The 25,619-nt window shown below is 58.1% G+C and carries 20 protein-coding genes; 15 read left to right on the forward strand and 5 right to left on the reverse strand.

Annotated elements, in window-relative coordinates:
- Nucleotides 1–112 precede the first annotated feature (112 nt).
- Nucleotides 113–430: an ElaB/YgaM/YqjD family protein gene (locus tag ICA16_RS05050; RefSeq protein WP_150603131.1), complete on the forward strand. Its 318-nt coding sequence runs from the start codon at nt 113–115 to the stop codon at nt 428–430.
- 250 nt (nt 431–680) lie between these two features.
- Here the strand turns inward: ICA16_RS05050 and ICA16_RS05055 are convergent, their stop codons facing one another.
- Entirely contained in the window at nt 681–1,721 is a 1,041-nt protein-coding gene (locus ICA16_RS05055; RefSeq protein WP_210700103.1) for an Ldh family oxidoreductase, read from the reverse strand.
- Between the two features lie 793 nt (nt 1,722–2,514).
- On the opposite strand from ICA16_RS05055, the gene ICA16_RS05060 reads away from it, so the two are divergent.
- Entirely contained in the window at nt 2,515–6,816 is a 4,302-nt protein-coding gene (locus ICA16_RS05060) for a dermonecrotic toxin domain-containing protein (RefSeq protein ID WP_338049901.1), read from the forward strand.
- A gap of 59 nt (nt 6,817–6,875) precedes the next feature.
- Here ICA16_RS05060 and ICA16_RS05065 read toward each other — a convergent pair whose 3' ends face one another.
- A complete protein-coding gene (locus ICA16_RS05065; RefSeq protein WP_150603134.1) occupies nt 6,876–7,145 on the reverse strand; it encodes a PepSY domain-containing protein in 270 nt (89 codons plus the stop codon).
- A 152-nt stretch (nt 7,146–7,297) separates the two neighbouring features.
- Between ICA16_RS05065 and ICA16_RS05070 the strand changes: the two genes are divergently transcribed.
- Entirely contained in the window at nt 7,298–8,299 is a 1,002-nt protein-coding gene (locus ICA16_RS05070) for a FecR family protein (protein ID WP_210700105.1), read from the forward strand.
- A 55-nt stretch (nt 8,300–8,354) separates the two neighbouring features.
- Here the strand turns inward: ICA16_RS05070 and pvdQ are convergent, their stop codons facing one another.
- Nucleotides 8,355–10,700, reverse strand: a complete 2,346-nt coding sequence (gene pvdQ, locus ICA16_RS05075) for a bifunctional acylase PvdQ (protein ID WP_210700106.1) — start codon at nt 10,698–10,700, stop codon at nt 8,355–8,357.
- Between the two features lie 302 nt (nt 10,701–11,002).
- On the opposite strand from pvdQ, the gene ICA16_RS05080 reads away from it, so the two are divergent.
- On the forward strand, nt 11,003–11,380 hold the full coding sequence (locus ICA16_RS05080) for a fe2+ zn2+ uptake regulation protein (protein WP_210700107.1): 378 nt from the start codon (nt 11,003–11,005) through the stop codon (nt 11,378–11,380).
- Nucleotides 11,381–11,398: 18 nt separating this feature from the next.
- Here the strand turns inward: ICA16_RS05080 and ICA16_RS05085 are convergent, their stop codons facing one another.
- Nucleotides 11,399–11,587: a hypothetical protein gene (locus ICA16_RS05085; protein WP_210554704.1), complete on the reverse strand. Its 189-nt coding sequence runs from the start codon at nt 11,585–11,587 to the stop codon at nt 11,399–11,401.
- A gap of 157 nt (nt 11,588–11,744) precedes the next feature.
- Between ICA16_RS05085 and ICA16_RS05090 the strand changes: the two genes are divergently transcribed.
- The 6 genes from ICA16_RS05090 (at nt 11,745) to ICA16_RS05115 (ending at nt 19,216) form a co-directional block, all read left to right on the forward strand.
- Nucleotides 11,745–11,885 (forward strand): hypothetical protein, encoded by a 141-nt coding sequence (locus ICA16_RS05090; RefSeq protein ID WP_191627647.1) that lies wholly within the window; start codon nt 11,745–11,747, stop codon nt 11,883–11,885.
- Nucleotides 11,886–12,153: 268 nt separating this feature from the next.
- Entirely contained in the window at nt 12,154–13,401 is a 1,248-nt protein-coding gene (locus ICA16_RS05095; protein ID WP_210700108.1) for an MFS transporter, read from the forward strand.
- A gap of 10 nt (nt 13,402–13,411) precedes the next feature.
- Nucleotides 13,412–14,542, forward strand: a complete 1,131-nt coding sequence (locus ICA16_RS05100) for a LuxE/PaaK family acyltransferase (RefSeq protein WP_210700109.1) — start codon at nt 13,412–13,414, stop codon at nt 14,540–14,542.
- A gap of 1 nt (nt 14,543) precedes the next feature.
- On the forward strand, nt 14,544–16,946 hold the full coding sequence (locus tag ICA16_RS05105; RefSeq protein ID WP_210700110.1) for an aldehyde dehydrogenase family protein: 2,403 nt from the start codon (nt 14,544–14,546) through the stop codon (nt 16,944–16,946).
- Between the two features lie 46 nt (nt 16,947–16,992).
- On the forward strand, nt 16,993–18,303 hold the full coding sequence (locus tag ICA16_RS05110; RefSeq protein WP_210700111.1) for a phenylacetate--CoA ligase family protein: 1,311 nt from the start codon (nt 16,993–16,995) through the stop codon (nt 18,301–18,303).
- Complete coding sequence (locus ICA16_RS05115; RefSeq protein ID WP_210700112.1) at nt 18,281–19,216, forward strand: GNAT family N-acetyltransferase; 936 nt, start codon at nt 18,281–18,283, stop codon at nt 19,214–19,216. Before ICA16_RS05110 ends, ICA16_RS05115 begins: the two co-directional genes overlap by 23 nt.
- Nucleotides 19,217–19,278: 62 nt before the next feature.
- On the opposite strand, the gene ICA16_RS05120 is transcribed toward ICA16_RS05115, so the two are convergent.
- Nucleotides 19,279–19,806 carry a hypothetical protein gene (locus ICA16_RS05120; protein ID WP_150615732.1) on the reverse strand — a complete coding sequence of 176 codons (528 nt, stop codon included), beginning with the start codon at nt 19,804–19,806 and terminating at the stop codon, nt 19,279–19,281.
- Nucleotides 19,807–20,187: 381 nt separating this feature from the next.
- Between ICA16_RS05120 and ICA16_RS05125 the strand changes: the two genes are divergently transcribed.
- The 5 genes from ICA16_RS05125 (at nt 20,188) to ICA16_RS05145 (ending at nt 25,438) form a co-directional block, all read left to right on the forward strand.
- On the forward strand, nt 20,188–22,179 hold the full coding sequence (locus ICA16_RS05125; protein WP_210700113.1) for a methyl-accepting chemotaxis protein: 1,992 nt from the start codon (nt 20,188–20,190) through the stop codon (nt 22,177–22,179).
- 272 nt (nt 22,180–22,451) lie between these two features.
- Complete coding sequence (locus ICA16_RS05130) at nt 22,452–22,898, forward strand: DUF411 domain-containing protein (RefSeq protein WP_077572718.1); 447 nt, start codon at nt 22,452–22,454, stop codon at nt 22,896–22,898.
- A complete protein-coding gene (locus ICA16_RS05135; protein ID WP_150603146.1) occupies nt 22,898–23,332 on the forward strand; it encodes a YqaA family protein in 435 nt (144 codons plus the stop codon). Before ICA16_RS05130 ends, ICA16_RS05135 begins: the two co-directional genes overlap by 1 nt.
- 86 nt (nt 23,333–23,418) lie before the next feature.
- On the forward strand, nt 23,419–24,471 hold the full coding sequence (locus tag ICA16_RS05140; RefSeq protein WP_210700114.1) for an alpha/beta fold hydrolase: 1,053 nt from the start codon (nt 23,419–23,421) through the stop codon (nt 24,469–24,471).
- Between the two features lie 13 nt (nt 24,472–24,484).
- Nucleotides 24,485–25,438, forward strand: coding sequence for a D-2-hydroxyacid dehydrogenase family protein (locus ICA16_RS05145; RefSeq protein ID WP_210700115.1), 954 nt, complete (start codon nt 24,485–24,487; stop codon nt 25,436–25,438).
- Nucleotides 25,439–25,619: the final 181 nt, after the last annotated feature.

Consider the following 25,619-nt stretch of genomic DNA (forward strand, 5'->3'; position numbering starts at 1 on the left):
TCGACGGAAATCTCCCGCGCAGGTTTTTGATTCCGGACTAAATTCAGTGCAACTTTTTACTCAGCGTCACACTCCATTGATCACTGTCCATTCAACTGCAAGGAGTCACCCAATGGCCCGCAAATCCGCCGTGCAAGCCGCTCAGGATCAAATCAAGGATCAAGCTTTCAGCGACCTTCAGGCACTGATCGAAGAGTCCGACAAACTGCTCAAGAGCAGCGCCTCACTGGTTGGCGAAGAAGCGGAGACCCTGCGCGGACAAGTCGCGCTGAAGCTGCAACAGGCGCTGGATTCGGTTTCCAGCGTGCGCGAGCGCACCAAACCCGCTGTCGATGCCACCGAGAGCTATATCGGCGGCCATCCTTGGCAGACCGTGGCGATTTCAGCTGGTTTTGGTTTGGTAGTGGGATTGCTGCTGGGTCGTCGCTAAGCAAAAAACTCTTTTAGAATCAAAATCTTAACTTGATCAGAAACCAATTGTGGCGAGGGGATTTTTGTGGCGAGGGGATTTATCCCCGATGGGTCGCGCAGCGACCCCCGCTTTTGAATCAAAAGCAGGGGCCCGCTGCGCAGGCCATCGGGGATAAATCCCCTCACCACATTGATCCTCACCACATTTCAATTACTTGTCAGATCCCCAAGCAATATTTCAATTACTTGCCAGATCCCCAAGCAACATTTCAATGACCTGCCAGATCCCTTAGCTGTCCCAAAGTCTGTTCATCCAGCACGATCCCCTCCGCCAGTGATCTGGCCCGTTGCAAATGCCGACGATCCCCCGGCAATCGCTTGAGCCCTGCCCCGTGCATCTGCCGCACCAGTTCCTCACTGCGCTCGGCGAAACTCTGCCCCGCCGCTTTACTCGGATCGATGACGATCAATAACTGCCCGGTCCACGGTGTTTTCGCGCCGGGATGATTTGACCAGTCGAACTCGAAAGAGAAATTCCCCCCGGTCAACGCCGCCGCCAGCAATTCCACCATCATCGACAGCGCCGACCCCTTATGGCCGCCAAACGGCAACAATGCCCCACCTTCGAGAATCGCCTTGGGGTCCTGGGTTGGCTGACCGAGACTGTCGACTCCCGTGCCTGCCGGCACCTTCTCGCCCTTGCGCGCAGCAATCTGCACGTCGCCATGGGCGATGGCGCTGGTGGCCAGGTCGAAAACAATCGGCGCGGCGCCGGCGCGTGGCGCGGCGAAAGCAATCGGGTTAGTGCCGAACAACGGTCGATCGGCGCCGTGCGGCACCACGCAGGTCATGCTGTTGACCACACTCAGCGCAACCAGTCCTTCCTCGGCGAAAGGTTCGACATCCGGCCACAGCGCAGCAAAGTGATGCGAGTTGCGAATGGCCAACACGGCGATCCCGGCACGACGCGCCTTCTCCACCAGCAACGGTCGAGCCGCTGCCAGTGCCGCCTGGGCGAAACCATTGCCGGCATCAACACGCACGAAACCCGCGGCGACGTCTTCGACCTGTGGCACTGCGTGGCCGTCGACCCAGCCACTTTTCAGGGTCGAGACATAACCGGGAATTCGGAACACGCCATGGCTGTGGGCGCCATCACGCTCGGCATTGGCGCAGTTGGCGGCCAGCACCTGAGCCACTTCAGTGGAGGTGCCATGGCGCAGAAAAATCGTTTCGAGCAATCGGGTCAGCGTTTCGAGTGAAATCGACGACGCAGAAGCAGGCGTTGCACAATCGTGTGGCGCAGACATCTGAAGCTCCAGAATAATTATTGGAGGGAACACCAGCGTACGGATAACTTGCCCACCGATTAACCACGCCAGACCCGCCTGCTGTCAACCCTCCGACCGCCAGTGCAGCGGCACTGCCAAGGCTGGCTGCGCGATAACTATCTACCACCCGTGCCGCGGGCACGCCTTTTAGCCTTGAGCCTCACCTTTCGCGCCGAACGCGCCATACCGAGACTCGATGATGACCGTGCCTGTCCCCCCGCTCCTTTTCCCCGAAATCCTGAATTCATCTGGCCAGTGGATAGCACTGGGCAAGACCCATAACCTCAACGACAACGACTTCCGCTGGCTCGCCAACGTCGAACTGGCCACACAGGCGCTACGCAGCAAGCAGACCCCGCCGATGCTCGCGCAAAGCATTAGCCTCAATCTTGGCGAACCTTCGCCCGTCGCGTTGGCAGGCAGTTTTATTCTCAGTGAAACCCCTGACGACAAAGGCGCGATTCTCTATACGCCGTACGATGGCCTGAAAAAATATGACAGCCTGCCCAACCTCATCGATGCACTCGAAATGCGCTTCAAATCGATCAAGGAAGACGATTCGATACTGGCTTTTCTGGCGTTATCCCAACGCCGAAAAATCGTCGGGCAAAGCAGCCGCACACTGAGCTACGAAGCGATTGAAGGCGATATTTTCGATAGTCAGAAGGCTGCCATCCTCGCCTGCCGGCAAATCGACGCCGAGGCTGTGCTGAAGGAACTGAAACAACTGCCCTCACTCACGTCCCTGCTGGAAAAAATCCTTGATGGCCTGTTGGCCGCCCGGTTTCCCAACCTTAAACAGGCGCAGACCCGGGTCACCTTCTATACCGATGCCGAGGTTATCGACGGTGCGCCACCGCCGGAGTCTGGTCGGCACTTGCACGATTCGATGAGCCTGAGTGACGCCGTGCTGTTGATCTACCGCCAGCGAGCCTGGCCAAGCGGCCAACTGCGCGAATTTTCCCACCCCGGTCATGCGACCGTCGAAGGCGATCAGACTGCCTGGGAAAACGCAGTGAACCAGGCGTCAGACAAACTTCAAGTACTGCTGTTTAGCGAAATGGAAAACTACTGGAATGCGCCCGCCTCGACAGAATCCGCGCGCCGGACATTTTTTGCTGAAGTGTTGCGCGAGCAGGCACGCGCCGAGCTGATGATCAAGCGCGAAAGCGACATTCTTGATCCGACGCAGTTCGCCATCCTGCATCACGTGATCCAGCAGGGCACGGCACCGCTGCCGACCATCGAAACCGTGCGCCTGTGGGAAGACGAACCCAACTATGTCGAACTGGCCGGTTCCTTGATGATCAGTCATGCCGACGCCTGCCTCTACACGCCAACCATGGGGCTGCAGGTGCTCAAGGATTACCGCGATCTGAAAGAGACCTTGATCAGCAAGTTTCGCGCAGCCGGCCACCAGGATGAGTTGTTTGGCTTGTTGAACCTGGAAGAGCGCAAACGCTTTATCGGTTTCCACCGGCCTCACGTGACCGGCGAACGCATCAGTGGTGAGATTTTCAAGGTCCTGTTCGAGGCAATCATCACCAAACAACGTCAGAACATCGTCTATGCCTTACAAGCGTTTCGCCTCAGCGGTGGCGCCGTAGGCATCCACTCGCTGTTCGACAAGGCTCTGGATATCCGCACGATGATCCACGAGAAGTTACTGGAAATGGACGCGGGTGAACGCTGGGTGACGCGGCCCGTGCTGGCCGGCGTTCAACAACCTTCAGCGGTGCTTGAGCAAAAAGCGAAAGTGGTGGAGAAATCGTGCGAAAGCATCCGCACGGAGCTTGCCGGTTTGTTCGAAAATCAACCGCTCGACAATGTGATCGAGCAACGCAGTCACCTTGAAAACCTGAAGCCGCGACTGGCCCACGCACTCTTTTTCGGAGTGACCAGTGAGGCAAAGCTGCGGGTACTCAGTGGCTCGCTCAAAGCCGCTGAGCAGGCGATTGTCGACACTGTTTTCAATGCCGCTCAGCCCAATCGCGACGCTCGCCGCTCACTCAATGGTTTTCGGCCTGATGCCTGGTCAATTGCCTTGGAGCACCCAGTGACGAAAGACCCACGGACGTTAGCGCATTGTGTATTGCTGACCGAGCGTGGCGGCCTCGACGACGCGCACGCGGGAACAGCGATTCTGTGGACGCCCGCCCTTGGCCTTGAGGTCTTTTCCAGCATCAACGTTGCGCGGCGCGCGCTGGAGCGACGTCTAAAGGACCAGGTGGATCGCCTGTCACTCCTGGAAAACCTGCTGCCAGGCGATCAACTGCTCCAGCAGAACTTCACGTTGGGTGCGTTGCAGTTGATCGAGGGCAATGTGCTGGATCATTGCGTCCAGTCCGGCATCGATCACTTCCTTGCTCGCTGCGCCGTGCTACGCGAGCGCCTCAAGGGCAAGGCCGCACTCGTGCCGGCGTTGTCCAGCGTCACCAGGCAGATGATCGCAACCAACCTGTTGCGAACCAGTCATCTGGCGAAAGCCATCGCCCTGCAGCAGACTCTCCCCGCCTGGCTGGGCATGGCTCCGGTGGCAGAGCAGCAGTTGCACCTCGAACTGCTTGAGCAGTGGTGCCAGAGCGTGGCCGACGATAAAGACTATCTCAGCGATCTGCCCTCGCTCACGGATCATGTGACCAAACGATTGACGTCTCTGCTGGACGCGCGCTTCCCCGACAGCAAACTCAAGCCGGCTGATATCGAGATCACACCCGATCTGGCTTTGGGCGGCCCCGCGTGCACACTCACCGAGTTTGCCCTGAAATTTACCCAGGGCACCGGCTACAAGGTCGCCTCGAAGACAGCCACGCCGCTGCCGGCCAAGCTGGATCCAAGCGCGGTCCAGCAACTGCTGCTGTCGCTGGAGATACCCACGACTTACGCCACGACCGTGGTCGAGGCGCTATCGGACACTAACCCTCTGGCCCAAGAGCGAAAACAACGATTCTACCGCCAGTTGCCCTGGCAACTGCTGCAACATGCGCACGGCCTGAAACTGCAACAGCAATTGTCCAGCGACGCGTTCGATTACCTCTGCCAGGTGCTGAACATGCCGGATGGTCTTGCACGCAAGACAGTTGCAGGCGCCCACGCGATGGTTTATCCCCTGTCGTTGATCAAGACGCCGGGCGCAGTCGCCGTGGAAACCCTGGGGCTGTATTTGATCAGCCCGGGCATTGGGCACAAGGGCCCATTGGTGCTTTATGCGCCCTACGCAGAACAGGTGTTCCGCGAGTTTGCGGATGAAGCGAGCGTGATCGCGGCCATCAACACGCCGGGCAATTTTCAGGACCTGCTGATTCGTCGCCTGCCGGAGGCGCAACAAGCAGTCTTTCGCGGCGTGTTGCAGTCGAGCGTGAACAAGACCAGTGAACTGACCCTGGCTGGCGCGGCCATTACCGGCAATCTGTTGCACCGGTTTTTCGATGACAACCTCAAACTGCTGCCGCAGTTTCTCAACTGCCAGTTGCAAAGCAACGCGCAAGCGGACTGGGAGACCGCCAAAACCCTGTTCAGGTATGGCGTCGGCCTGGCCGCGCATCTGCTGCCTGGCAAACTGTCCTGTCCGATTTTTCTCTGGCAGGCCTACAAAGACTTCAAGGAATCGGCGGAAGCCTTGCAGGATCATCATTGGAAAAAAGCCCTGCAGGCGTTCATCGCCGGCGCGGCGCAAATGCTCTTGCTGGGCAGCCTGTCACTGGAAGCCACCGCGCAAACAGAAGACATGACCGTTGGAGCAACTGACAAGGTGGAGCCCGAAACACCCGTTGAAGTGCCGACCGGGACTGAAAGCAATATCCCCGTCCCTGGCCAGCCGCCACTGTTGCCAGTGCCGGTTGCGCCCACATGGTCGCAGATCAGGCCGACCTCGCCGCTGCGTACCGAACTGCAGTCTTTTGAAGCATCAGATGTGGTGCTCGAAGCTCTCAAGCACGACACCAGCAACGGCACTTACGAGGACACGACCGACAAGCGCACGTACACCGCCATTGCCGGCAAGGTTTACCGCATCGAACAACCGGGCGCGGTCTGTCAAATGGTAAACGATGAAAACCCCGGCCCCTCATTAAGAGAGAGTGGCTCACAACTATTTCTGAATCCTGACCGCCATGCTGTTCATTACGGTAAAGCCATTTCGAAACTGCACAACCACATTACCGTAGAGGTGAATCGTCAGGTGATGATGAACATCGAGGCTGAAGGCATGGAGGCTATCAGTCTCTATTTCCCTCAAAAAGCTCGAACGATTCAACATGCGATCGATATGGCAAGAAACTATGCATTCCAATGCCTGCATAACCTGGCATTAGTCAAAAGCAATATCCCTGTCGAACGCGTGGACAGCTTTCTCAAGTCTTTTTTTGGTGTCCAGCAAATCGATACACAGTTATTGAACAGAATCAAAAAAACGATCGTGCCTATTTGCAATGCCTTGGTGGATCCTACCGAGGACTTGATGAATACCGAACGTTTCGTTATCGGTTCAAACGTGAACAGCCGCTCAACAACTATTGCGTTCGTACTTGGCAACGACAGTAAGAAAAAGCTTCACCTCACCGAGCATTTTTTCAACCCGGGTCTGGATGACTATGATTCATCTACGTTGAAGCCATTCGATATCGACGGCCACGCTCAGGCATCGACTCTGATTCACGAATTCGCCCATCAATTCTCAAAAGCCGAAGATTTTGCCTCTCTGGAATCTCGACGGCCGTTTGTTGATCTGATCAAAATCGATACATTGAAAGGCTTGTCGATGAAGCATCAGCAGGAAAAATTTCAAAGCCGGGCACTTTCGTTAAAAACACCTCGAGATGAGCTTTTTTCGCGCTGGAACAGAAAGGCAGGCGCTTATATCACCTGGGATAAAATTCGAGATATGGGTGCAGAAAGGGTCAGCAAGAAACTTCTGAAGTTGACGGGCTGCCCGACCATTGAAGACGCACGTGATGCGTTTTTAGACCCTGACTCAGCGGATATTCGCGTTGATGTGATTTTGAGTAATGCCGATTCGATTTCACGCCTGATCTGCGAAATCGGCCGGCAGCTGGACACCGAGCCAGTCACCTGAAACATGTACAAGAAAGCGCAGGATTCAACCTGCGCTTCCCTTTATTCAACTGACGACGTTCAGTCCTTTTGATCTCGCAATACATTGCCCGATGCGCCGTCGATGCGGAACTCGTACACGACGCCATCGGCCTTGCGACCTTCACCTTCCCAATAACCGTCGTTGTCAGCTTCGATCTTGTAGATCTCGACATAACCGGCCTTGGTTTTTGCGGTATCGATCGCTTTTTCGATGGTGATCCAGCCTGCGCCAGGCTTGTCCGCCAACGCAGCGCCGGCGCCAAGCAAACTGGCGGTGGCAATCAGGGCGGCAAAAGTCTTCTTGATCATTTTTTCACTCCATTTGTGGATAGTGGTCATGGGCTTCCTGTTTTTTGGGCGCCTGAGCGAAAAATAAGTTCCACTTTGATGGGTAAATGCCATGACTGATGTTCTCGGCAACTTCCCGTCAAGGTTAGAATGTGCGAAATCAGGATGAGTCAATGACCCAAGACACTCTCTCGGAAGCCGAATACGATGCGATCACCGATGCCGCCGCGCACTGGTGCATGCGTTTGCACGCCGCCGACTGCACGGACGAAGAGCGTCGCGCCTTCCAGCAATGGCACGATGCTTATCCTCTGCATGCATTCGAGTACGAAGCCATGCTGGAGATCTGGGACGTTGCCGGCCACCTCCCGCGCCCGGGTACAGCATTGGTCGTGCCGGTTGCTCAGCCTGCCCGCCCATGGCGCCGATACGCGATAGCGGCCGGGTTCTGCGCAGTGGCGTTGCCACTGACGGCTTACACCGGTTGGAATCTCGGCTGGCTGCCCAACAGTTACGAGCATTTTGCCGCCACTGACAATGTGCGTCAGGTAACGCTGAGTGACGGCAGCCAACTCGAATTGAACCTCAACACTGACCTGACCTTCAGCAACTACAAGGACGAACGCCGCGTCACGCTGAGAAAAGGCGAGGCGTTCTTTACCGTCAGTCACGACACGTCGCACCCCTTTGTCGTGCGTGCAGGCGAAGGCAAGATTCGGGTGACCGGCACGCGGTTCAATGTCTGGATGTACGAGGATCAAGTGCGGGTGAACCTGATCGCAGGTTCGGTGCTGGTCAGCAGCAATCGTCAATTGCCGGGCGATGGCTTGCGTCTCGAGCCATCCATGCAAGCGCGTTACAAGCCGGGCGACTACATGCCGCAGATCAGCCAGTCCTACCCAAACGATGCTTCGCTTGCCTGGCGCAGCGGCAAACTGGTGCTGGACAATCTGCCGCTCAATGAAGCGCTACCGCTGATCAACCGCTACCTGGAAAAACCTTTGATGCTCGCTGACAACAGCACCGGAACAATTCGGGTGGGCGGTATCTACAACATCAAAGAGCTGAACAACCTTGCCAACTCCCTGCCCAAGGTCTTGCCCGTCTACCTGACGCGCAACAAGGAAGGCAACCCGGTGATCAACCCGATGCCGCAGCAGCCGCAAAAAAACTGAAGGCCGCGCCCCTTGCGGGATTCGGCCTTCAATTGTTTTTCAAGTAACGCCGTGTTTACTGTGCGGCGACGTTCCCCGTTTTTTCCGGCACCCCGTGAATGGTCTGCACCTGATACTGCGGATCAGCCAGAATCTGCTGTTCGGTAAACGGCAGCACACTCCACTGTTTCTTCGAGAACGCCTCGGTCTGATCGCGTGAATACTTCGATGCCGGATCACTGGACAGCGAGAAGGCCAACAGCCCCTGCGCGTGCGGGCCCTTTTCATCGAACGTCACGACTTGCAGATAGCTGGTGCCACTGACCACCTCAAGCTTGCCATCTTCGCGCGGCACGCTCTGGATCGCGTTGTAGATCCCCAGCGTACCCGGCCCGCCATGAATCGGCGTCTGCTGCCCGCCGCTGCTGACCACCTGAATGTCGCCCCAACGGGTTTGCGGTTTCAGGCCCATTTTGGCAACCGTATCGACCGACGCCAGCATTGCTTCGCGAAGAGCCTTGACCACCGCTGACTGCTCGACAGCCAGACCACGCGGAGTGTGCTGCGCGTCCTGCGGATCGAAGGCGACGCGCCAGATGTCCGCTGACTGCTGCAGGACTTGCATGATGTTCTGGAAGTGCACCAGACCCAGGCCCGAATCCAGACTGGCCCGCCCGTCCCACGCTTTCAGGCTGGCACACACAGGTTTGAGGGCTTGCGCATCGGCGCCAAGGTCAGCGGCGCAGAACTTCAGCAGATCCGGCACGACCTGGGTCGCCAGATACACTTGATCGTCCATTACCATTTGCTGCAGATCCTTCACTGCCAACGGGCCTTTTTTATTCAGGCTGGCCAGACGATCAAGGGCAAAGCGCGCACGCAACCCCAGCGGTTGGCCGTCCTGACTGATCACCGGCGAGAAACCGGTGAGCGGTTGCGCCGGGTTGGCCAGCCATGCGGAATCGTTGGAGTGCTGGACGAAGTCCTTGCGCAGCAGTTGCGGCAATTGGCTGGAGGCGTAGATACCCTTCTGCGCAGCTTGCGGGTCGATGTCCCAGGCGCAGGCGCTGTTGGAACCGTCGAGCACGATCATCTGGGTGCCGATTCGCGGGTCACTGCACTTCGCGAGTTTTTCGCGACTGACGTTCGGCACCACCGACAGGTTCATGTACAGCGTCTGCCCCTTGTCATCTGCGGCGAGCGTATTGACCCAGGGAATACCCTGAATCTTGTGCACCGAATCCTGCAATTCTTTAAGCGTGGAAGCCTGATTCATCGCATACCACTGTTTGAGCACGCGATCGTTGTCGAGGTTGGCATCACGCAGGCTGTAGGCGAACTGAGTGTCCCAATCGAGCTTGCCCGGCCACTGCACAATCGGGCCAAACTTCGAGCTATAGATGTCGCGCGACACCGGCAGCACTTGCCCATCGGCCTGTTTGACCTGCACGGTCACTGTCTGCTTGCTCATCGGCAATGATTGGCCATCAAGCAGATAGCGCGTCGGGTCTTTCGGATCGAGTTGCAGGCGATACAGGGTGAAGTGTTTGGAGGAATCGACCGTGTGGGTCCAGGCCAGATGCTGGTTGAAACCGATGTTGATCATCGGCAGGCCCGGCAACGCGGCGCCCATGACGTCAAGTTTGCCGGGAATAGTCAGGTGCATTTGATAGAAACGCATACCGCCAACCCAGGGAAAGTGCGGGTTGGCCAGCAGCATGCCGCGACCATTGAACGAACGCTCGCCACCCACCGCCACGGCATTGCTGCCACGATCGAGCGCGAAGCGCTGCTGACGGGCATCTGCCATTTGGTAGGCATGCGTATCGCTGGCGATCCGCGCTGTGGCCTGTGGCGGCGTGGCACCGGCCAGGGCTTCGGCGAACTGACCAACCCCGCCCTCGACCAACAGCCGACGGGTCAGCTTGACCAGGTCTTCTGGAGCAATATCGCGAACCCACTCGCCCTGGCATTGTTGCGGCAGGCCCTGCTGACGGCGTTCGGCGAGATAGTGGTTGTAGCCCGCGGCATAACCCTGGACCAAATCACGTACCTGGGCCGTTTGCGCCTGCCAGAACGTGCTGACCGCTTCCGGCGTATTGAGCCAGTTGAAAAAGACATCGCTGACGCGGTTTTCACGCTCCTCGACGGTGAACTGATCCGGGCCGAAATAACGCGAACGCTGGCCATTGACCGTGACGATCTCGTTGGCCAGCAGGCAAAGGTTGTCCTGCGCATAGGCGTAACCGATGCCGAAACCGAGGCCACGCTCGTCTTGGGCGCGGATATGCGGCACACCAAAACCGGTACGACGGATCTCGGCGCTGGTATCAACGGAGGGGCTGAATGCATGGGCCGACAGGCTAAGCCCGCAAAAAATACCGGCAAGGGCCAGTCCGGTTAACTGCCTGGAAATAATCACGCTCGCTCCTGATCGAAATGCCGAAGAGCGGATCTGCATACCGTGCGAAGCAGGTGACAGGCAACGGATCCGCTGTGGAAACACCCATGCGTCCACACGCAATGAGCCTGTCCTGAAAACGAACGTCGACAAAAAAAATTTAGCGCGGTGTGCAGCGGTTTTGCGCAGTGATTACACGCAGAAGACGAAATCCCGACAAATTTTCTACATTTTTTCTTTCATGATTTGGCGAGCTGAAACGTCTTGTTTTAGAGAGCGCAAAGAAAACCTTTCCCGATCGGGCTCTGAAAAGGAGTAATCACATGTACAACTCGCAACTACCAACGGACGGTAGCCAGGCGTTACAAGGAGCATCCATGAGCCCGCACGCGAACGATTTCGAACAACGCGTCGAGCGTCACGGCAACGAACGCATCCGTCTGCTGCTGAAAAGTTTCGGTCTGCGCACCAGCCTGATTCGCCTTAAGGTCATCGACGCCCTGCTGGTCGCGGCACAGAACGACCGTCGCCTGGGCGTTCGCGGCGTCCATAGCCAATTGCTGGATCTGGATATTCCGCTGTCCTTCCTGAGTGTGCGCGAAGTCCTCAAGCGCCTGAGCGCCGAAGGAGTGATCACCGTCAACGCAGACAAGAGCTACAGCCTGCATCCGCAGGCTGCTGCAGTGCTCGACATCGATTGAAACGTCCAGCGATCGCCGTCAGGGTTTGACCTTGCGGCGCATTACGCCGTTGATCACCACGACGATCACCGCCACACCGATGGCGATGTACTGGAAGGTCTTTTCATCGATTCTCCCGGTGTTTTGCAGCCAGGACAGGCCGAGCATGATCGCCAGTACGGAGACGGCGATCAGAATCGAATAAATCAAGCGTTGCTTCTGGGTCATTGCGGCTTCCTGAAACTTTGGAATGTATCCGGTTTGTGTCCACTTGCATGCCATGCACTTACCGTCTTACGGGGATGCGCCGCTGCAAACGGGGTCTCATGTTACAGCCGATGAAGGCTTTTGGCTTCATGACGGCTTTAACATGAGGATTATTCAAATGCTGCGTCGAATCACCTGGCTGATTCCTGTTCTCGCCCTGCTGACCCTGAGTGGTTGCATCATCTTTCCCCACGGCGGCTGGCACGGCGACCATCATCGTTACGACCGTGGAGGCCCTGGCTACTATCAACATCGTTGACAGGATATTTCACCCCGCCTGCCCGTCAGTGTCAGATGCCGGGCATGAAAAATACACGCTGAATTAACTGACAAACAATGCCCGCCCCCTTCGCGGGCATTTTTTTTGGCCATGGATGACTGCCCGGTAACATCTTGTTTTACGAGCGTTTTGGGTCCGTTTCATATCCTGCAAAGATTCGAAATCTAATGTTTCAGCTAACCAGTAGGTCACGCCAATGTCTGGACCTAGGCTCTGCAACCTTCCTCCTTAACTGACAAGGATGTTTATGCAGAGAACATTGATAAGAATCGGGCCACGCCAAGTGGTGGGATTCTGCCTGGCGCTCAGCGCTTTTGAACTCCTGACCTATATGGCCAGTGACTTGATCATGCCAGCGATGTTGAACGTCACTGAAGAATTTCAAGCCGATGTTCGCCATGTTCCCAATGCGTTCAATCTGTATCTGTTGGGCGGCGTCTGCCTGCAATGGCTGATGGGGCCACTGTCTGATCACTGGGGAAGGCGGCGCCTGTTGTTGATCGGCTGCGCCGCATTTGCTGTTGCCTGTGCCGCCGCTTTCGCCACCCGCAGCATTGAAGCGTTCAATGTGCTGCGCCTGATACAGGGCATGGGGTTGGGATTTGTCGTGGCCGTCAGTTATCCGGCGCTGCAGGAGGTGTTCTGCGAGGCGGATGCCGTACGCCTGATGGCCCTGCTCGGCAACATTGCGCTGCTATCGCCGTTGTTGGGCCCCATGCTCGGCAGCGTACTGCTGGAATGGCTGACATGGCGCGAGCTGTTTTTGGCACTCGGCATTGCTGCGATGCTGGTCTGGCTGGGGCTTTACGCCTGTATGCCGGAGACCGTGGGCGTTGTCCGCCGCGATGGGCAGCAGCAAGCCCGCGTGACGTTTTCCCTGCGTCAGATCCGCCAGCGCTACCTCGCCCTGCTCGGCAATCCGCGGTTCCTCGGCGCAAGCCTGGCCCTGGGACTGATGAGCCTGCCGCTGATTGCCTGGATCGGTCTGGCGCCGTTGCTGCTGATCCAGGGCCTGGGTCTGACGCCGCTGACGTACGGCCTGTGGCAAATTCCGGTTTTCTCTGCCGTCATCGTCGGCAATCTGATTCTCGACCGTCTACTAGTGACGCATTCGTTACCCCGCTTGATTCAGCTGGGGCTCTGGCCGTTTTGCCTGGGCCTGCTGGCGCTGATCGGCTGCGCGATGCAAGGTCTGGGACTGGCAGCGACAGTCGCCAGCCTGGCGCTTTACGCCGTTGGATTGGGCATCAGCAATGCGGCGCTGTATCGATTGGCGCTGTTTTGCTCGGATGACAGCAAAGGTCTGGTCTCGGCCATGGTCGGCATGATTTCGATTGCCGTGATGGGCATCGGCGGCTCGATCATTGCCGCCATTGGCGGCGGAACCCGCCTTGAACTCTTCGCCCTTTGGGCCGCGCTCGCAGGCTTGATGTGCCTGCCCCTGCTGCTCTGGTTTCTGCAAGACGCCAAAACCGCGTTCGCCGCATCTGAATAAGGGAGTTTCGATGATCCATTTACCCGCGAGCGATGCGTTATGCGCGTTGCCCCATCCTTATTGCCCGGATTCCGTGCCAGCGGGCCTGTTCGAGCGGGCCATGGCCGAGATCAGTCGTTTTCATTGCCGGCACACAGCGGGCTACGAACATTGGTTGAACGCCCACGGGCTCGGTGCGCATGAACTGGACACGCTTGATGACTGGTCGCGCTTGCCACCGATCTTCGCCAATTTTTTCAAGCAACGGCTGCTGCTCAGCAGCACCGGCGCCGATGCCCTGGAACTGACGTCTTCTGGCACCAGCGGTCAGCGCAGCCGCATGCGCTACGACGAGCGCAGCCTTGGCGCGGCGCAATTCATGGTCGCGCAGATCTTCCGCTATTACGGCTGGGATACCCCGGACACGCCCTGCAACTATTTGCTGCTCAGTTACGAGCCGCAAGGGCAGATCACGCTCGGCACCTCCTTCACCGATCAGTTCCTGTGCCGTTTCGCTCCCGCCAACCGCGTGGTGTATGCCTTGCGCAGCACCGGTGACAGTCATCAGTTTGATGTGTTTGGCGTCATCCAGGCCTTGCAGGCGTTTGCCGAAGAAGGTCTGCCGGTGCGCATCCTCGGCTTCCCGGCGTTTCTCTGGCAGACCTTGCAACAGATGCAGGCCCTCGGCATGACAAATCTGAAACTGCCGGCCGGTTCACTGGCATTTTTCGGCGGTGGCTGGAAAACCCAGGCCGCACATGAGATTCCCAGGCAACAGTTATATGCCTGCATCCACCGCCAACTGGGCATTGAAACCTCGCGTTGTCGAGATGGCTACGGCGCCGTCGAGCATGCCGTGCCTTACATCGAATGCGCCCATCAGCGTTTTCATGTCCCGGTCTATTCGAAGGTGTACGTGCGCCATCCCGCGGATTTTTCAGTTCAGCCTTACGGCCAGCAAGGCCTGCTGGGATTCGTCTCGCCCTACATCTCGTCCAGTCCCGCGCATGCGGTGGTGATGAGCGACCTGGCGACGTTGCACCCCGGCGGAAGTTGCGACTGCGGGCTGAGCAGCGACTGGTTTGAACTGCATGGCCGCGCGGGCACAACCGCTGGCAGAAGTTGCGCGATGGCAGCGGCCGAACTACTGGGGGGCTACTGATATGTACTTGATCGACGGACAATTACGCGACGCCAACGACCTTGACGCTACCCTCGAATGCCTTCAGGCAGATCTTGCGGATCATCTGAGCACGCCGCTGGAAAGCAGCACTGTGATCAGCGCCGCGACCTGCTTTGCTGAGCAATTGAGCGGCGACAATCAAAAACTCGCGCTTGATCTCGAACAGCGACAGGCCCTGATCGAGTTCTGCACGGCCGAGGCGTTGCAGATCAAACTGCAACGCGAACTGGGCGCACAACCAGGTTCTTTGCGCCGCATCGACTATCGACAATCGCGCTTCGAATGCTGGAGCCCACTCGGGCTGGTGGTGCACATCACGCCGGGCAATGCGCCGTTGCTGGCGTTCTGCGCGGTACTGGAAAGTCTGTTGGCTGGCAACGTCAACTGGTTACGGCCCAGCAGCAGCGACCAGGGCCTGACCGCACGGTTACTGCACGCGTTGTTGCAATGCGATTCGAGTGGCCAACTCGCTGGTTACGTGGCGGTATTGCCAGTGAGCACCGGGCAGATCGGGCAACTGTGTAAACACGCCAATGGCGTTGCGGCGTGGGGAGGCGAACCCGCCTTACAAGCCATTCGCAAACAGCTACCGGCCGGTTGCCGCTGGATCGATTGGGGACATCGCATCAGCTTCGTCTATCTGACCCCCGAAGCCGCCACAGCGCAAAACCTCGATGCCGTCGCCGATGAAGTCTGTCGGCTGGATCAGCAAGCCTGCTCCAGCCCGCAATGGCTGCTGGTGGACAGTGACAACCCGGTGGTGTTGCGCCAGATCGGTGAACGCCTGGCGGCAGCCTTCGAGCGCCGCGCCGGGCAATGGCCGGCGCTGCTGCCAACGCCACAGGAAGCCGCGCAAATTACCACACACACGCACATGGCACGCTTGGCGCAGAGTTTCGCTGAACAAACCGGCCATGTCTGGAGCGCGCCGGGTTGGCGGGTGATCTGGGCGCACGAGCGTCAGCTAGCACCCTCCCCACTATTTCGCAGCGTGCTACTGCATCCGGTACCACGGCAGCTGATCACTGAAACCCTGCTGCCATGGCGCAATGTCCTGCAAAGTTGCGCGCTGCTGTGCGGCGAAGCACAGATCGGCGAGTTGGCGCGGAGGCTGATCAGTGCCGGTGTGACGCGCATCGCGCCAGTGGCCGGCATTCACGACGGCTATGACGGTGAGCCCCATGATGGCGTTTACGCGTTGCAACGGCTCAGTCGACGCGTGTCCGTCAGCGTCGCCGCCGACCGGTTGCCAAGCCACGCCACCCTTGACCGCGCGCCTGTACCCGTAATGCTTTGCGGGCAGCCAATCATGGACAAGGAGAGCCTCAACGGCCAGCCGTTCAACGCGACGGCGCAGTTGTATTTCCGCTCCGGTGGCAGCAGCGGGACGCCAGCGCTGTCCGGTTATAGCTATGGTGATTTCCATCGACAGATGCGCGCGACGGCGGACGGCTTGTTCGCGGCCGGGCTGGATCCGGCGCGGGATCGGGTGATGAACCTGTTCTTCTGCGGCGGGTTGTATGGCGGCTTCCTCAGCTTCGCCAAAGTGCTTGAACTGCTCGACATCACCCACCTGCCAATGGGCGCGCCGGCCGATGACGATTACCGCGAAATCGCCGATTTGATCATCAGCCAGCGCGTGACAGTGCTGATGGGCATGCCAAGTACTCTGCACCGACTGTTCCTCAACGAGCGGGAGCGGCTGCAAGCCTACGGCGGCATCACCAAGGTGTTTCTCGCTGGCGAACATCTCAGTGAACCGAGTCGTGCGCTTCTGCTCAGTTGCGGTGTGACCAGCATCCGCTCGGCGATTTACGGGAGTGTCGACGCCGGCCCTCTAGGCCATGCCTGTCAGGCTACGGGGGATGGCATTTTTCATCTGATGAACGACACCCAGCATCTGGAAATTGTCGCGTTGGATGCCGATGAGCCTGTGGTCGGCAATCAAGTCGGCCGCTTGTTGTTCACCTCAATCGCGCGGGAGGCGCAAAACGTTCAGCGCTATGACGTCGGCGACACCGGCCGCTGGGTGCCTGGCGCCTGCGCTTGCGGACTGGCCTCACCACGCTTCGAATTGCTGCAGCGCCACGGCAAATTGATCCGCATTGGCACCGACTTCATTTCTTTGAGCGAACTGGCGGTGCATCTGCAAGTGCCATTTCAACTGCTACTGGATCACACCTGCGACGGTATCGAGCGCATGCGTTTGCGCAGCGAACTTGAAACTGTCGACGTGCAGGCCCGACTGGCGAATTACCCGACCCTGGCAACGATTGTTCAAAGCCGATTGCTCAATGTCGAAGTTGAAGTCTGTGCCATCAAAGACTTCACCCGGAACAAGCACAGCGGCAAGACGCCGTTATTGATCGATTCGCGCAACTGATACTTCCCGTGAGCTAAGCCAGAAAACTATAAAAAAGGTCAACCTTGTGAACATCACTGACTCCGTGGGCGAATTGATCAACTTCGCTCGTCAACACTCGCACTATTACCGCCAACATTTCGCCGAAGTCCCTAGACAAGTAGCGTTGCTCACCGAGCTACCGGTAATTGATCCCGACGAATTCTGGCGTAACAGCGAAACTCTCGATCTGTGGCCGGTATTGACCAACTCGGCGCAGGGGGCACTGGTATTCAGAACCGGCGGTTCCACCAGCGCCGGCAAACTTTCTGTCTACACCCGGGAAGAATGGCGGCGCCTGGTCGGCGATTTCGGCAACGCCCTCAGCGCCCAATTCAACCCGGGCGACCGGGTGGCGAATCTGTTTTTTGCTGGCGACCTGTATGCCAGCTTCCTGTTCATCCACGATTCATTGGCGCATGTCTGTGTGGACATCACCGAGTTTCCATTCACCGGCGACATCGATTCGCAGGTTCTGGCGCAATCCATCCAGCAGCATCGGATCAACGTACTTGCAGGCTTGCCAGCACATCTGTTGACCTTTGCCGCATGGCTTGAACGGCGCGAGCAAACGTTGCCGGTTGTCGACACGCTGCTCTATGGCGGCGAAAGTCTGTTTGATTCACAGCGCCAGCTTCTCAACCTGGCGTTTCCCAACGCGCGCATCGCCTCAATCGGCTACGCCAGCGTCGACGCCGGTTTTATCGGCAGCAGTCAACGCGATTGCGCCGAGGGTGAACATCGAATGCATGAAAATCACGCCTTCCTGGAAATCGTCGACGAATACTCGGGAGAGGTGATCGAGTCTTGCGATGAAGTGGGTTTGCTCGTCCTGACCAATCTTCACCGACGCTTGATGCCGCTGATTCGTTACCCGGTAGGCGACCGCGCCTGTTGGCGAGAACCGCACGGCACTGCGCAGCGCAAGTTCGCGCTAAAGGGCCGAAGCGCCAGTAGCCAACGAGTCCGGGTGGGAATTTTGTCGCTGGTCCCTCAAGAGATCGCCGAGCTGATACGCCGCGATGCCGCCAGTGACGACTGGCAAATGGTGATTGAACAGGCCACGTTCAAGGATGTACTGACGCTCAAATGGGTGCCGGCTGCACAGTCTCCCGACCGCGCCGACGTCAATCAGCAACTGGAAAACGCAATGCTTGAGCTTTATCCGTTGATCACGCAATTACGGACGGATCATCTGCTGGAACTGCACGTCCAGTGCTGCACGCATGAGGATCTGCCACGACATCCCCGCTCGGGCAAATGCCTGCGCGTGCTGGATCTGCGTCGCTATGAACACAAGGATCAGGAGGGTCCGGATGGAACCGCTGATTCTGCGTAACTATCGCGCCAGCGATGCCACGGCGGTCAGCCAGTTGTTCCGCGAGGTGTACGGCGATCTTTACGTGCAACCGCATGTTTATCTGCCGCAGATGATCAACCAGAACCACGCCGACCAGCGCTGGCACTCGCTGGTCGCCGAGCTGGACGGGCAGATACGCGGGCACGCCACCCTGTTTCGCGACACAGGCGCCCGCACCGCCGAACTGGCATTGAGCGCCGTCCATCCCGATGCCCGGGGACAAAACATTGCCACGCGTCTGAGCCAGCAACTGCTGAGCCACGCGCAAGCACTGGGCTGCCACAGCGTATCCATCAAACAGGTCACTCACCATCCGTACACGCAACGCATGGCCGCCAACCTCGGTTTTCATAACACCGGGCTGTTGCCGGACTACGTGCCCTCGCCGTTTGGTAGCTCAACGCCGGAATCCATTGTTATGGGATGCCGCATCATCGACGGGTATAAACGCCCGCTGCCGAGGCAGACCTGGCCGTCTGGTTACCGCAGTTTCATGGAACATTTATCCGATGTATTCGGCACGCACGAGCAAAGGTTTTGCTGGCATGGCCCAGCGATTCAGCTGGAACGACACACCAATCGTTACGACATCCGGCTCAAGAACCTGCGGCCCGATCTGCTCGAGCAGCTAAGGGGATTGCCGCAGCAATGGATGGTGTCGATCCGGCTCGGATTGTCGCAGCAATTTACCTGCGATCTGAACAGGCTGACCGCAATCGGATTTGTCTTTACCGGGCTGGCACCCGTCGAGGGTAAGGAGGGAGGATGGCTGGCATTGTTTCACCGGGGTTACCGGCTGGGCAAACTTGAGCTGCACTGCTCGCGGATGCAGCACTTACACGATCAGGCACAACAGCAAGTCGTACCTCGCCTGAGTAAAATAGCGCTGTGACTTGAGCGTACCGAGATCTTGCTAATGACCCGTTCACCTTGAGCGGGTCATTGTCTGGCGGCTCAAGCCTTGGCTTTGATGCCGTCTTTATTGGGAAGCGGCGCGTTGCCTTCCCCATAGGTTTTCAGGTTTTGCAGGACGTAAATGGCTTTCTTGAATTCGGGGATCAGATTTTTGCCGTACGCGTTGCCATTGAGACCATTGTTCTGGATCGCATCAAGCTGAGTCGCGAAATACTCCAGCGCATTGAATTTGACATCAATGTCTTTGGTCACGCCGAAACGGTCGAACTTGTCGCCGGCATTCATCAGGGTGAAGGACGTGATTTCCGAGATCAGCCCTCGGCTACGCAGCATCGCCGCCAGGTTACCCATCTGTTTTACCGAGACGTTCGCAGGGTCAAAGCCCTTGATGTTTTTGCGCAGGCCTTGCTTGTCCATCTCGGCAGTGTTCAAAGCGTTAGGATCGTTACCGACCTTGGTGAGCATTTGCTGCACCTTGACGCTTTGGGACACCTGCTTTTTGCCGCCCGTGTTGCGCACCATGACGCCAGCCTTGCTTTCCCAGCCGCCGACAATGCCAATCGTCATGAGAAAACTCCCTGTGAAATGAACATGAAATATCCTTGTTGAACCACTCGAATGCCGGGGAGTATCCACCGGCCAACTGATGGCACCAACCCTTTTTGTGCACTCACTTACAATTCTCGTACATTCTCGATACAAATCAGCAGACCTCCGTGGATGCTGGCTTTCAAGACTCTCATTACACCGCGACCTGCATAAAATCCACGCCGATGGCCTGGCTGATTGATTCCTGTGTATCAGATTCAATACCGACCGGTCATCGGCCTTCAGCTTTTCAGCACGCCAGTACCTAAAGCTTCTGACTGCATCGACGATACCTAGTGATACCCGCGATGTTTACGCCTCCCGCCCCTAATAAGAATCGCAGCTCAAGGACCGGTCTCCATGCCCGCATTCCGCACTATTCAGGCTCGCTACACGCTGTTTCTGGTTCTGTTCATGCTGCTGTTGTCAGTGCTGACCGTGGTCGGTATCAGCCAATTGGTCGCACCCAAACTGCGTCAAACCGAAGAACAGGTGGTGCTCAACCGCATTGCTGAAGTCGCGGAGCAGATTCAGGGCGAGTTGAACAAGGTTCAGGCGCAACAACGCAGCATCACCCAGACCATCCCGCTGCTCGACAGCGCTGCCATCGACACGGTATTGCCGGGCCTGGTGGATCAATACGGCGAACTGAAAGTGTTTGGCGGTGGTATCTGGCCGCTACCCGGCCAGCGTGAAGCCGGGCGCAACAAGTTCAGCACCTTCTGGCATCGCGATGCCTCGGGCAAACTGGCGGTAAACACGTTCTGGAACAGTGACGCGGCGCCCAATTACTACGACCAGACCTGGTACAAGGGCGGCATGCAGACGCCGCGCGGTCAGTGTGCCTGGGCAGCGGCCTACAAGGACGACGCCAGCGCCGAACCGCGCACCAACTGCGCCATGGCTATCCAGAAAAACGGCAACGCCTGGGGCGTGTCGACCATCGACGTCACCCTGGGTTTCTTCAACGATCTGGTGGCCCGCAAGGAAAAAGACCTCAACGCCGAAATGCTCATCGTCGAGGCCGATGGCAAAATCATCAGCAACAGTTCGCGCATCAGCGGCCCGATCGTGCTGAAGAACATCAGCGAACTGGCTGCCGGCTCGACCTTCGCCAGCCAGGTCAAGGCGGGTCTGCAAAGTCGCGATCAGGCGCAACGCGTCGAATTCGACAACAACGGTGAAGCCAGCACCTTCTTCATGCGCCCGATCGAGGGCACACCGTGGTTCCTCGCCACTGCCCTGCCGACCAAAATGCTCACTGCCCAGCGTGACGACGTGCTCAGCACCCTAAGCATGTTGCAGATTCCGCTGGTGATTCTGTTGGTGCTGTTGCAGGTCTACGCGATCCGTCAGCTGGTTTCGCGCATGAAAGCGCTGAAAGCCAACATCGACCTGCTGTCCAGCGGCGATGCCGACCTGACTCGACGCATCACCATCCGCGCCGAAGACGAACTCGGCGCCATCGGTCATTCGGTCAACACCTTTATTGCCTATCTGCAAAACATGATCGGCGAAGTCACCCAAGCCACCGGCGCCATGGCGTCGAGCCTCGACAACCTGCAACGCACGTCGGCGCATACCAGCCAGATCCTGCTGCGTCACGCGTCTGAAACCGATCAGACCGTCACCGCCATCACCGAGATGAGCTCGACCGCCGACAGCGTGGCGCAGAACGCTGCTGAAACCGCTGCCTTCACCCAGCGCGCCAACGAAAACGCCGACCGTTCTCGGGTGGTGGTAGGCGAGGCGACCAACAGCGTGGTCGCGCTGATCGATGAAGTGGCCAGCGCCACCCATAAAGTCGAAAACATGCAACAGGACGCCCAACGCATCACCGAGATTCTCGGGGTGATTGGCGCGATTGCCGGCCAGACCAACCTGTTGGCGCTCAACGCCGCCATCGAAGCGGCCCGCGCCGGTGAGCAGGGTCGCGGCTTCGCCGTGGTAGCCGATGAAGTGCGCGCCCTCGCCGCCCGCACTCAGGCCAGCACTTCGGAAATCAACGAGATGTTGAAGCGTCTGACCCAAGGGGTGAGTTCGTCGGTCAGCGCCATGGAAAACACCCAGGCCAGTTGCCAGTCGGCAGCCGACGCCACGGCACGGGTCAACGCGGGGCTGGATGAAATGGCCGGTTCCGTCAGCCATATCAACAGCCTCAGCACGCAAATCGCCACCGCCGCCGAGCAGCAAAGCGCGGTGACCGAAGAGATCAATCGCAGCATGGTGCAGATCCGCCACATGGTCGATGAACTGGTACAAAGCGGCAACGCCAGCGAACTCAACACCCGCCAGTTGCTGGAAGCCAACAGCCGGGTGAGCGCGATCATGGGGCGGTTCAAGGTGCGTTGATCCACCTCAATCTCATGTAGGAGCTGCCGCAGGCTGCGATCTTTTGATGTTGCTTTTAAAAGATCAAAAGATCGCAGCCTGCGGCAGCTCCTACACGGGATCGCGTGCAAACTTACGGATTTGTCATCTCTCGCTCATCGGGCTGTCAGGGTTGATCTACGATTATTCTGCCAGCCTGTCTTGTAGCAACTTGAAACACTGAGTTGATGCCTGGCAGGAAAAACCGGTCAAAATACGTTCTTTTTGACCGCCACCCGAGTCGAGAGTCCATCATGCGAACCCACCTGCGCCTAGTCGCCCTGAGCGCCCTGTTCATCTCCTCCCTGGCCCAGGCTGCCGACCTGATCCCCATCGAAGTCCATCGCGACGCCAATTGCGGCTGCTGCAAGAAATGGATCAGCCACCTCGAAGCCAACGGCTTTAAAGTCGAAGACCACGTCGAATCCGACATGAGCAGCTTCAAGCAACAACACGGCGTACCGCCACGGCTTGCTTCCTGCCACACCGCAATCATCAACGGCAAATTTGTCGAAGGCCATGTCCCGGCGGAGCAAGTGCTGGCCCTGAGCAAGCGTGACGATCTGCTGGGTGTTGCTGCTCCGGGCATGCCGATGGGCTCGCCGGGCATGGAAATGGACGGCATGAGCGACGCTTATCAAGTGATTGGTCTGAAAAAGGACGGCGCTGACGTCGTAGTGGCGGACTACCCGGCCCATTGATGGGCGCTGCTTACACAGGCCTCTTCTTTGCCGCATTCGGCGCCGCGACGTTGCTGCCGCTGCAATCTGAAGCCTTGCTGGTCGGGTTGATCGTCAGCGACCGTTACTGGCTGTGGGGATTGTTGGCGGTGGCGACCGTGGGCAATGTGCTTGGCTCGCTGGTCAACTGGTGGCTGGGTTGCAGGCTTGAGCGATTTCAGGATCGGCGCTGGTTTCCGGTCAGCGCCAGGCACATGAACAAGGCGCGCAAGCACTATGAGCGATACGGCCATTGGTCACTGCTGTTCAGTTGGCTGCCGATTATTGGCGACCCGCTGACGCTGGTTGCCGGGGTGATGCGCGAGCCGCTCGGGCGGTTCCTGTTGATCGTCAGCCTCGCCAAAGGCGCGCGGTATGGCGTGCTGGCCATGCTGACGCTGGGCTGGATCGGTTGAACCATCAGGCCTGCACATTGCCTGTGTTTAACGTCCCCGTAATCTTGCCGTTCGAGCATCGGCCGATTTCAATGGAGTTTGCCCTTATGACTGTCACGTTATCTCGCTGGCTGCCCGGTCTATTCCTGACTGCCGCCCTGCCGCTGTTTGCCCATGGCGCCACGCAAACCGCAACGCCGCCCGCCGAAGGTCCGGCGTATGGGCCAGAGCTGCAAGGTTTCGATTACCCCTACACGCTTAAACACTTCGAATTCCAGTCCCAGGGCAAATCCTTGCAGATGGGTTACATGGATGTCGCCGCCCTCGGCAAGGCCAACGGTCGCACCGTGGTGCTGATGCACGGCAAGAATTTTTGCGCAGCCACCTGGGACAGTTCGATCCATGCCCTGAGCGAGGCCGGTTACCGGGTGATCGCGCCGGATCAGATCGGCTTCTGTACCTCCAGCAAGCCGGACAATTATCAGTACAGCTTCCAGCAACTAGCGACCAACACCCAGCAGTTGCTCAAAGCGCTGGGTATCCAGAAAGCCACCCTGCTCGGCCATTCCACCGGCGGCATGCTTGCCACGCGTTATGCGCTGCTGTTCCCGGATCAGGTCGACCAATTGGCAATGGTCAACCCGATTGGCCTGGAAGACTGGAAAGCCCTCGGCGTGCCGTACCGCACGGTGGATCAGTGGTATCAACGCGAATTGAAAGTTACCGCTCAAGGCATTCGCGACTACGAGCGCACCACTTACTACGATGGCCGCTGGAAACCTGAGTTCGACCGTTGGGTCGACATGCTCGCTGGCCTGAGCAAAGGCCCGGGCAAGACCCAGGTAGCGTGGAACTCGGCGCTGATCTACGACATGATTTTCACCCAGCCGGTGTACTACGAGTTCAAGGACTTGAAGATGCCGACACTGTTGCTGATCGGCACCTCCGACACCACGGCCATCGGCAAGGATCTCGCGCCACCTGAGGTGAAAGCGAAGATCGGTCACTATGAGGTGCTGGGTAAACAGGTCGCCAAACTGATCGCGCAGTCGACTCTGGTTGAATTCCCCGGCATGGGCCACGCGCCGCAGATGGAAGAGCCGGCGAAGTTTCATCAGGCCCTGCTCGGCTGGCTGAACAAAACCAATCCCGTTGATTGATGAGGTAAGGCTGATGGCGGTGCAGATTGCGGTGATCGATGACTGGCAGGACGTGGCGCGCGATGTGGTCGACTGGTCGGTCCTCGACAGCCTCGGTGAAGTGACGTTCGAGCATGATTACCCGGCGGACAATGCCACGCTGGCTCAACGACTGGGCAAGTATCAGGTGATCTGCGTGATGCGCGAACGCACGCGTTTCGACGAAGACCTGCTCAAGCGTTTGCCCAATCTCAAGTTGTTGGTCACCGGCGGTATGCGCAACGCCGCGCTGGACATGCAAGCCGCAGCGGCGCTGGGCATCAAGATCTGCGGCACCGACAGCTATAAACATGCCGCGCCGGAACTGACCTGGGCGCTGATCATGGCTGCCACGCGCAACCTGCTCAAAGAAGCCAATGCATTGCGCGCAGGTGCGTGGCAACAAGGCCTTGGCGGCGATTTGCATGGCAAGACGCTGGGCATCCTCGGCTTGGGCAGCATCGGCCAACGGGTGGCGCAGTTCGGGCAGGTATTTGGCATGCGCGTTATTGCCTGGAGCGAAAACCTTACGGCCGAGCGCGCGCAACAAGCCGGCGTGACCTATGTCAGCAAGCAGCAACTGTTTGAACAGGCGGACGTGCTGTCCGTGCACCTGGTGCTCAGCGATCGCAGTCGTGGGCTGGTCGATGCGCAGGCATTGGCCTGGATGAAGCCGACCGCACTGTTGGTGAACACCGCCCGCGGCCCGATTGTCGATGAAGCAGCGCTGATCAAGGCCTTGCAGAAACAACAGCTCGGCGGTGCGGCACTGGACGTGTTCGATCAGGAACCTCTGCCAGCACTGCACCCGTTTCGCACACTCGACAATGTGCTGGCAACCCCGCATGTGGGGTATGTGAGCCGGCAGAACTATCAGCAGTTCTTTTCACAAATGATTGAGGATATTCAGGCTTGGTCGGCGGGCGACTCAATACGTCTGCTCAACTGAGATCCCCTGTAGGAGCTGCCGCAGGCTGCGATCTTTTGATTTTTAACCTGGAAACAAGGATCAAAAGATCGCAGCCTTCGGCAGCTCCTACATAGGGGCACGGTAATCGGCTTATCAACAAACTGCCCGCACCACAACAGTGCACCCACCTTCCTGGCTAGCACGAAAACGTGACCGCCCG

Source organism: Pseudomonas anatoliensis, assembly GCF_017976235.1.
GTDB classification, from domain to species: Bacteria; Pseudomonadota; Gammaproteobacteria; order Pseudomonadales; family Pseudomonadaceae; genus Aquipseudomonas; species Aquipseudomonas anatoliensis.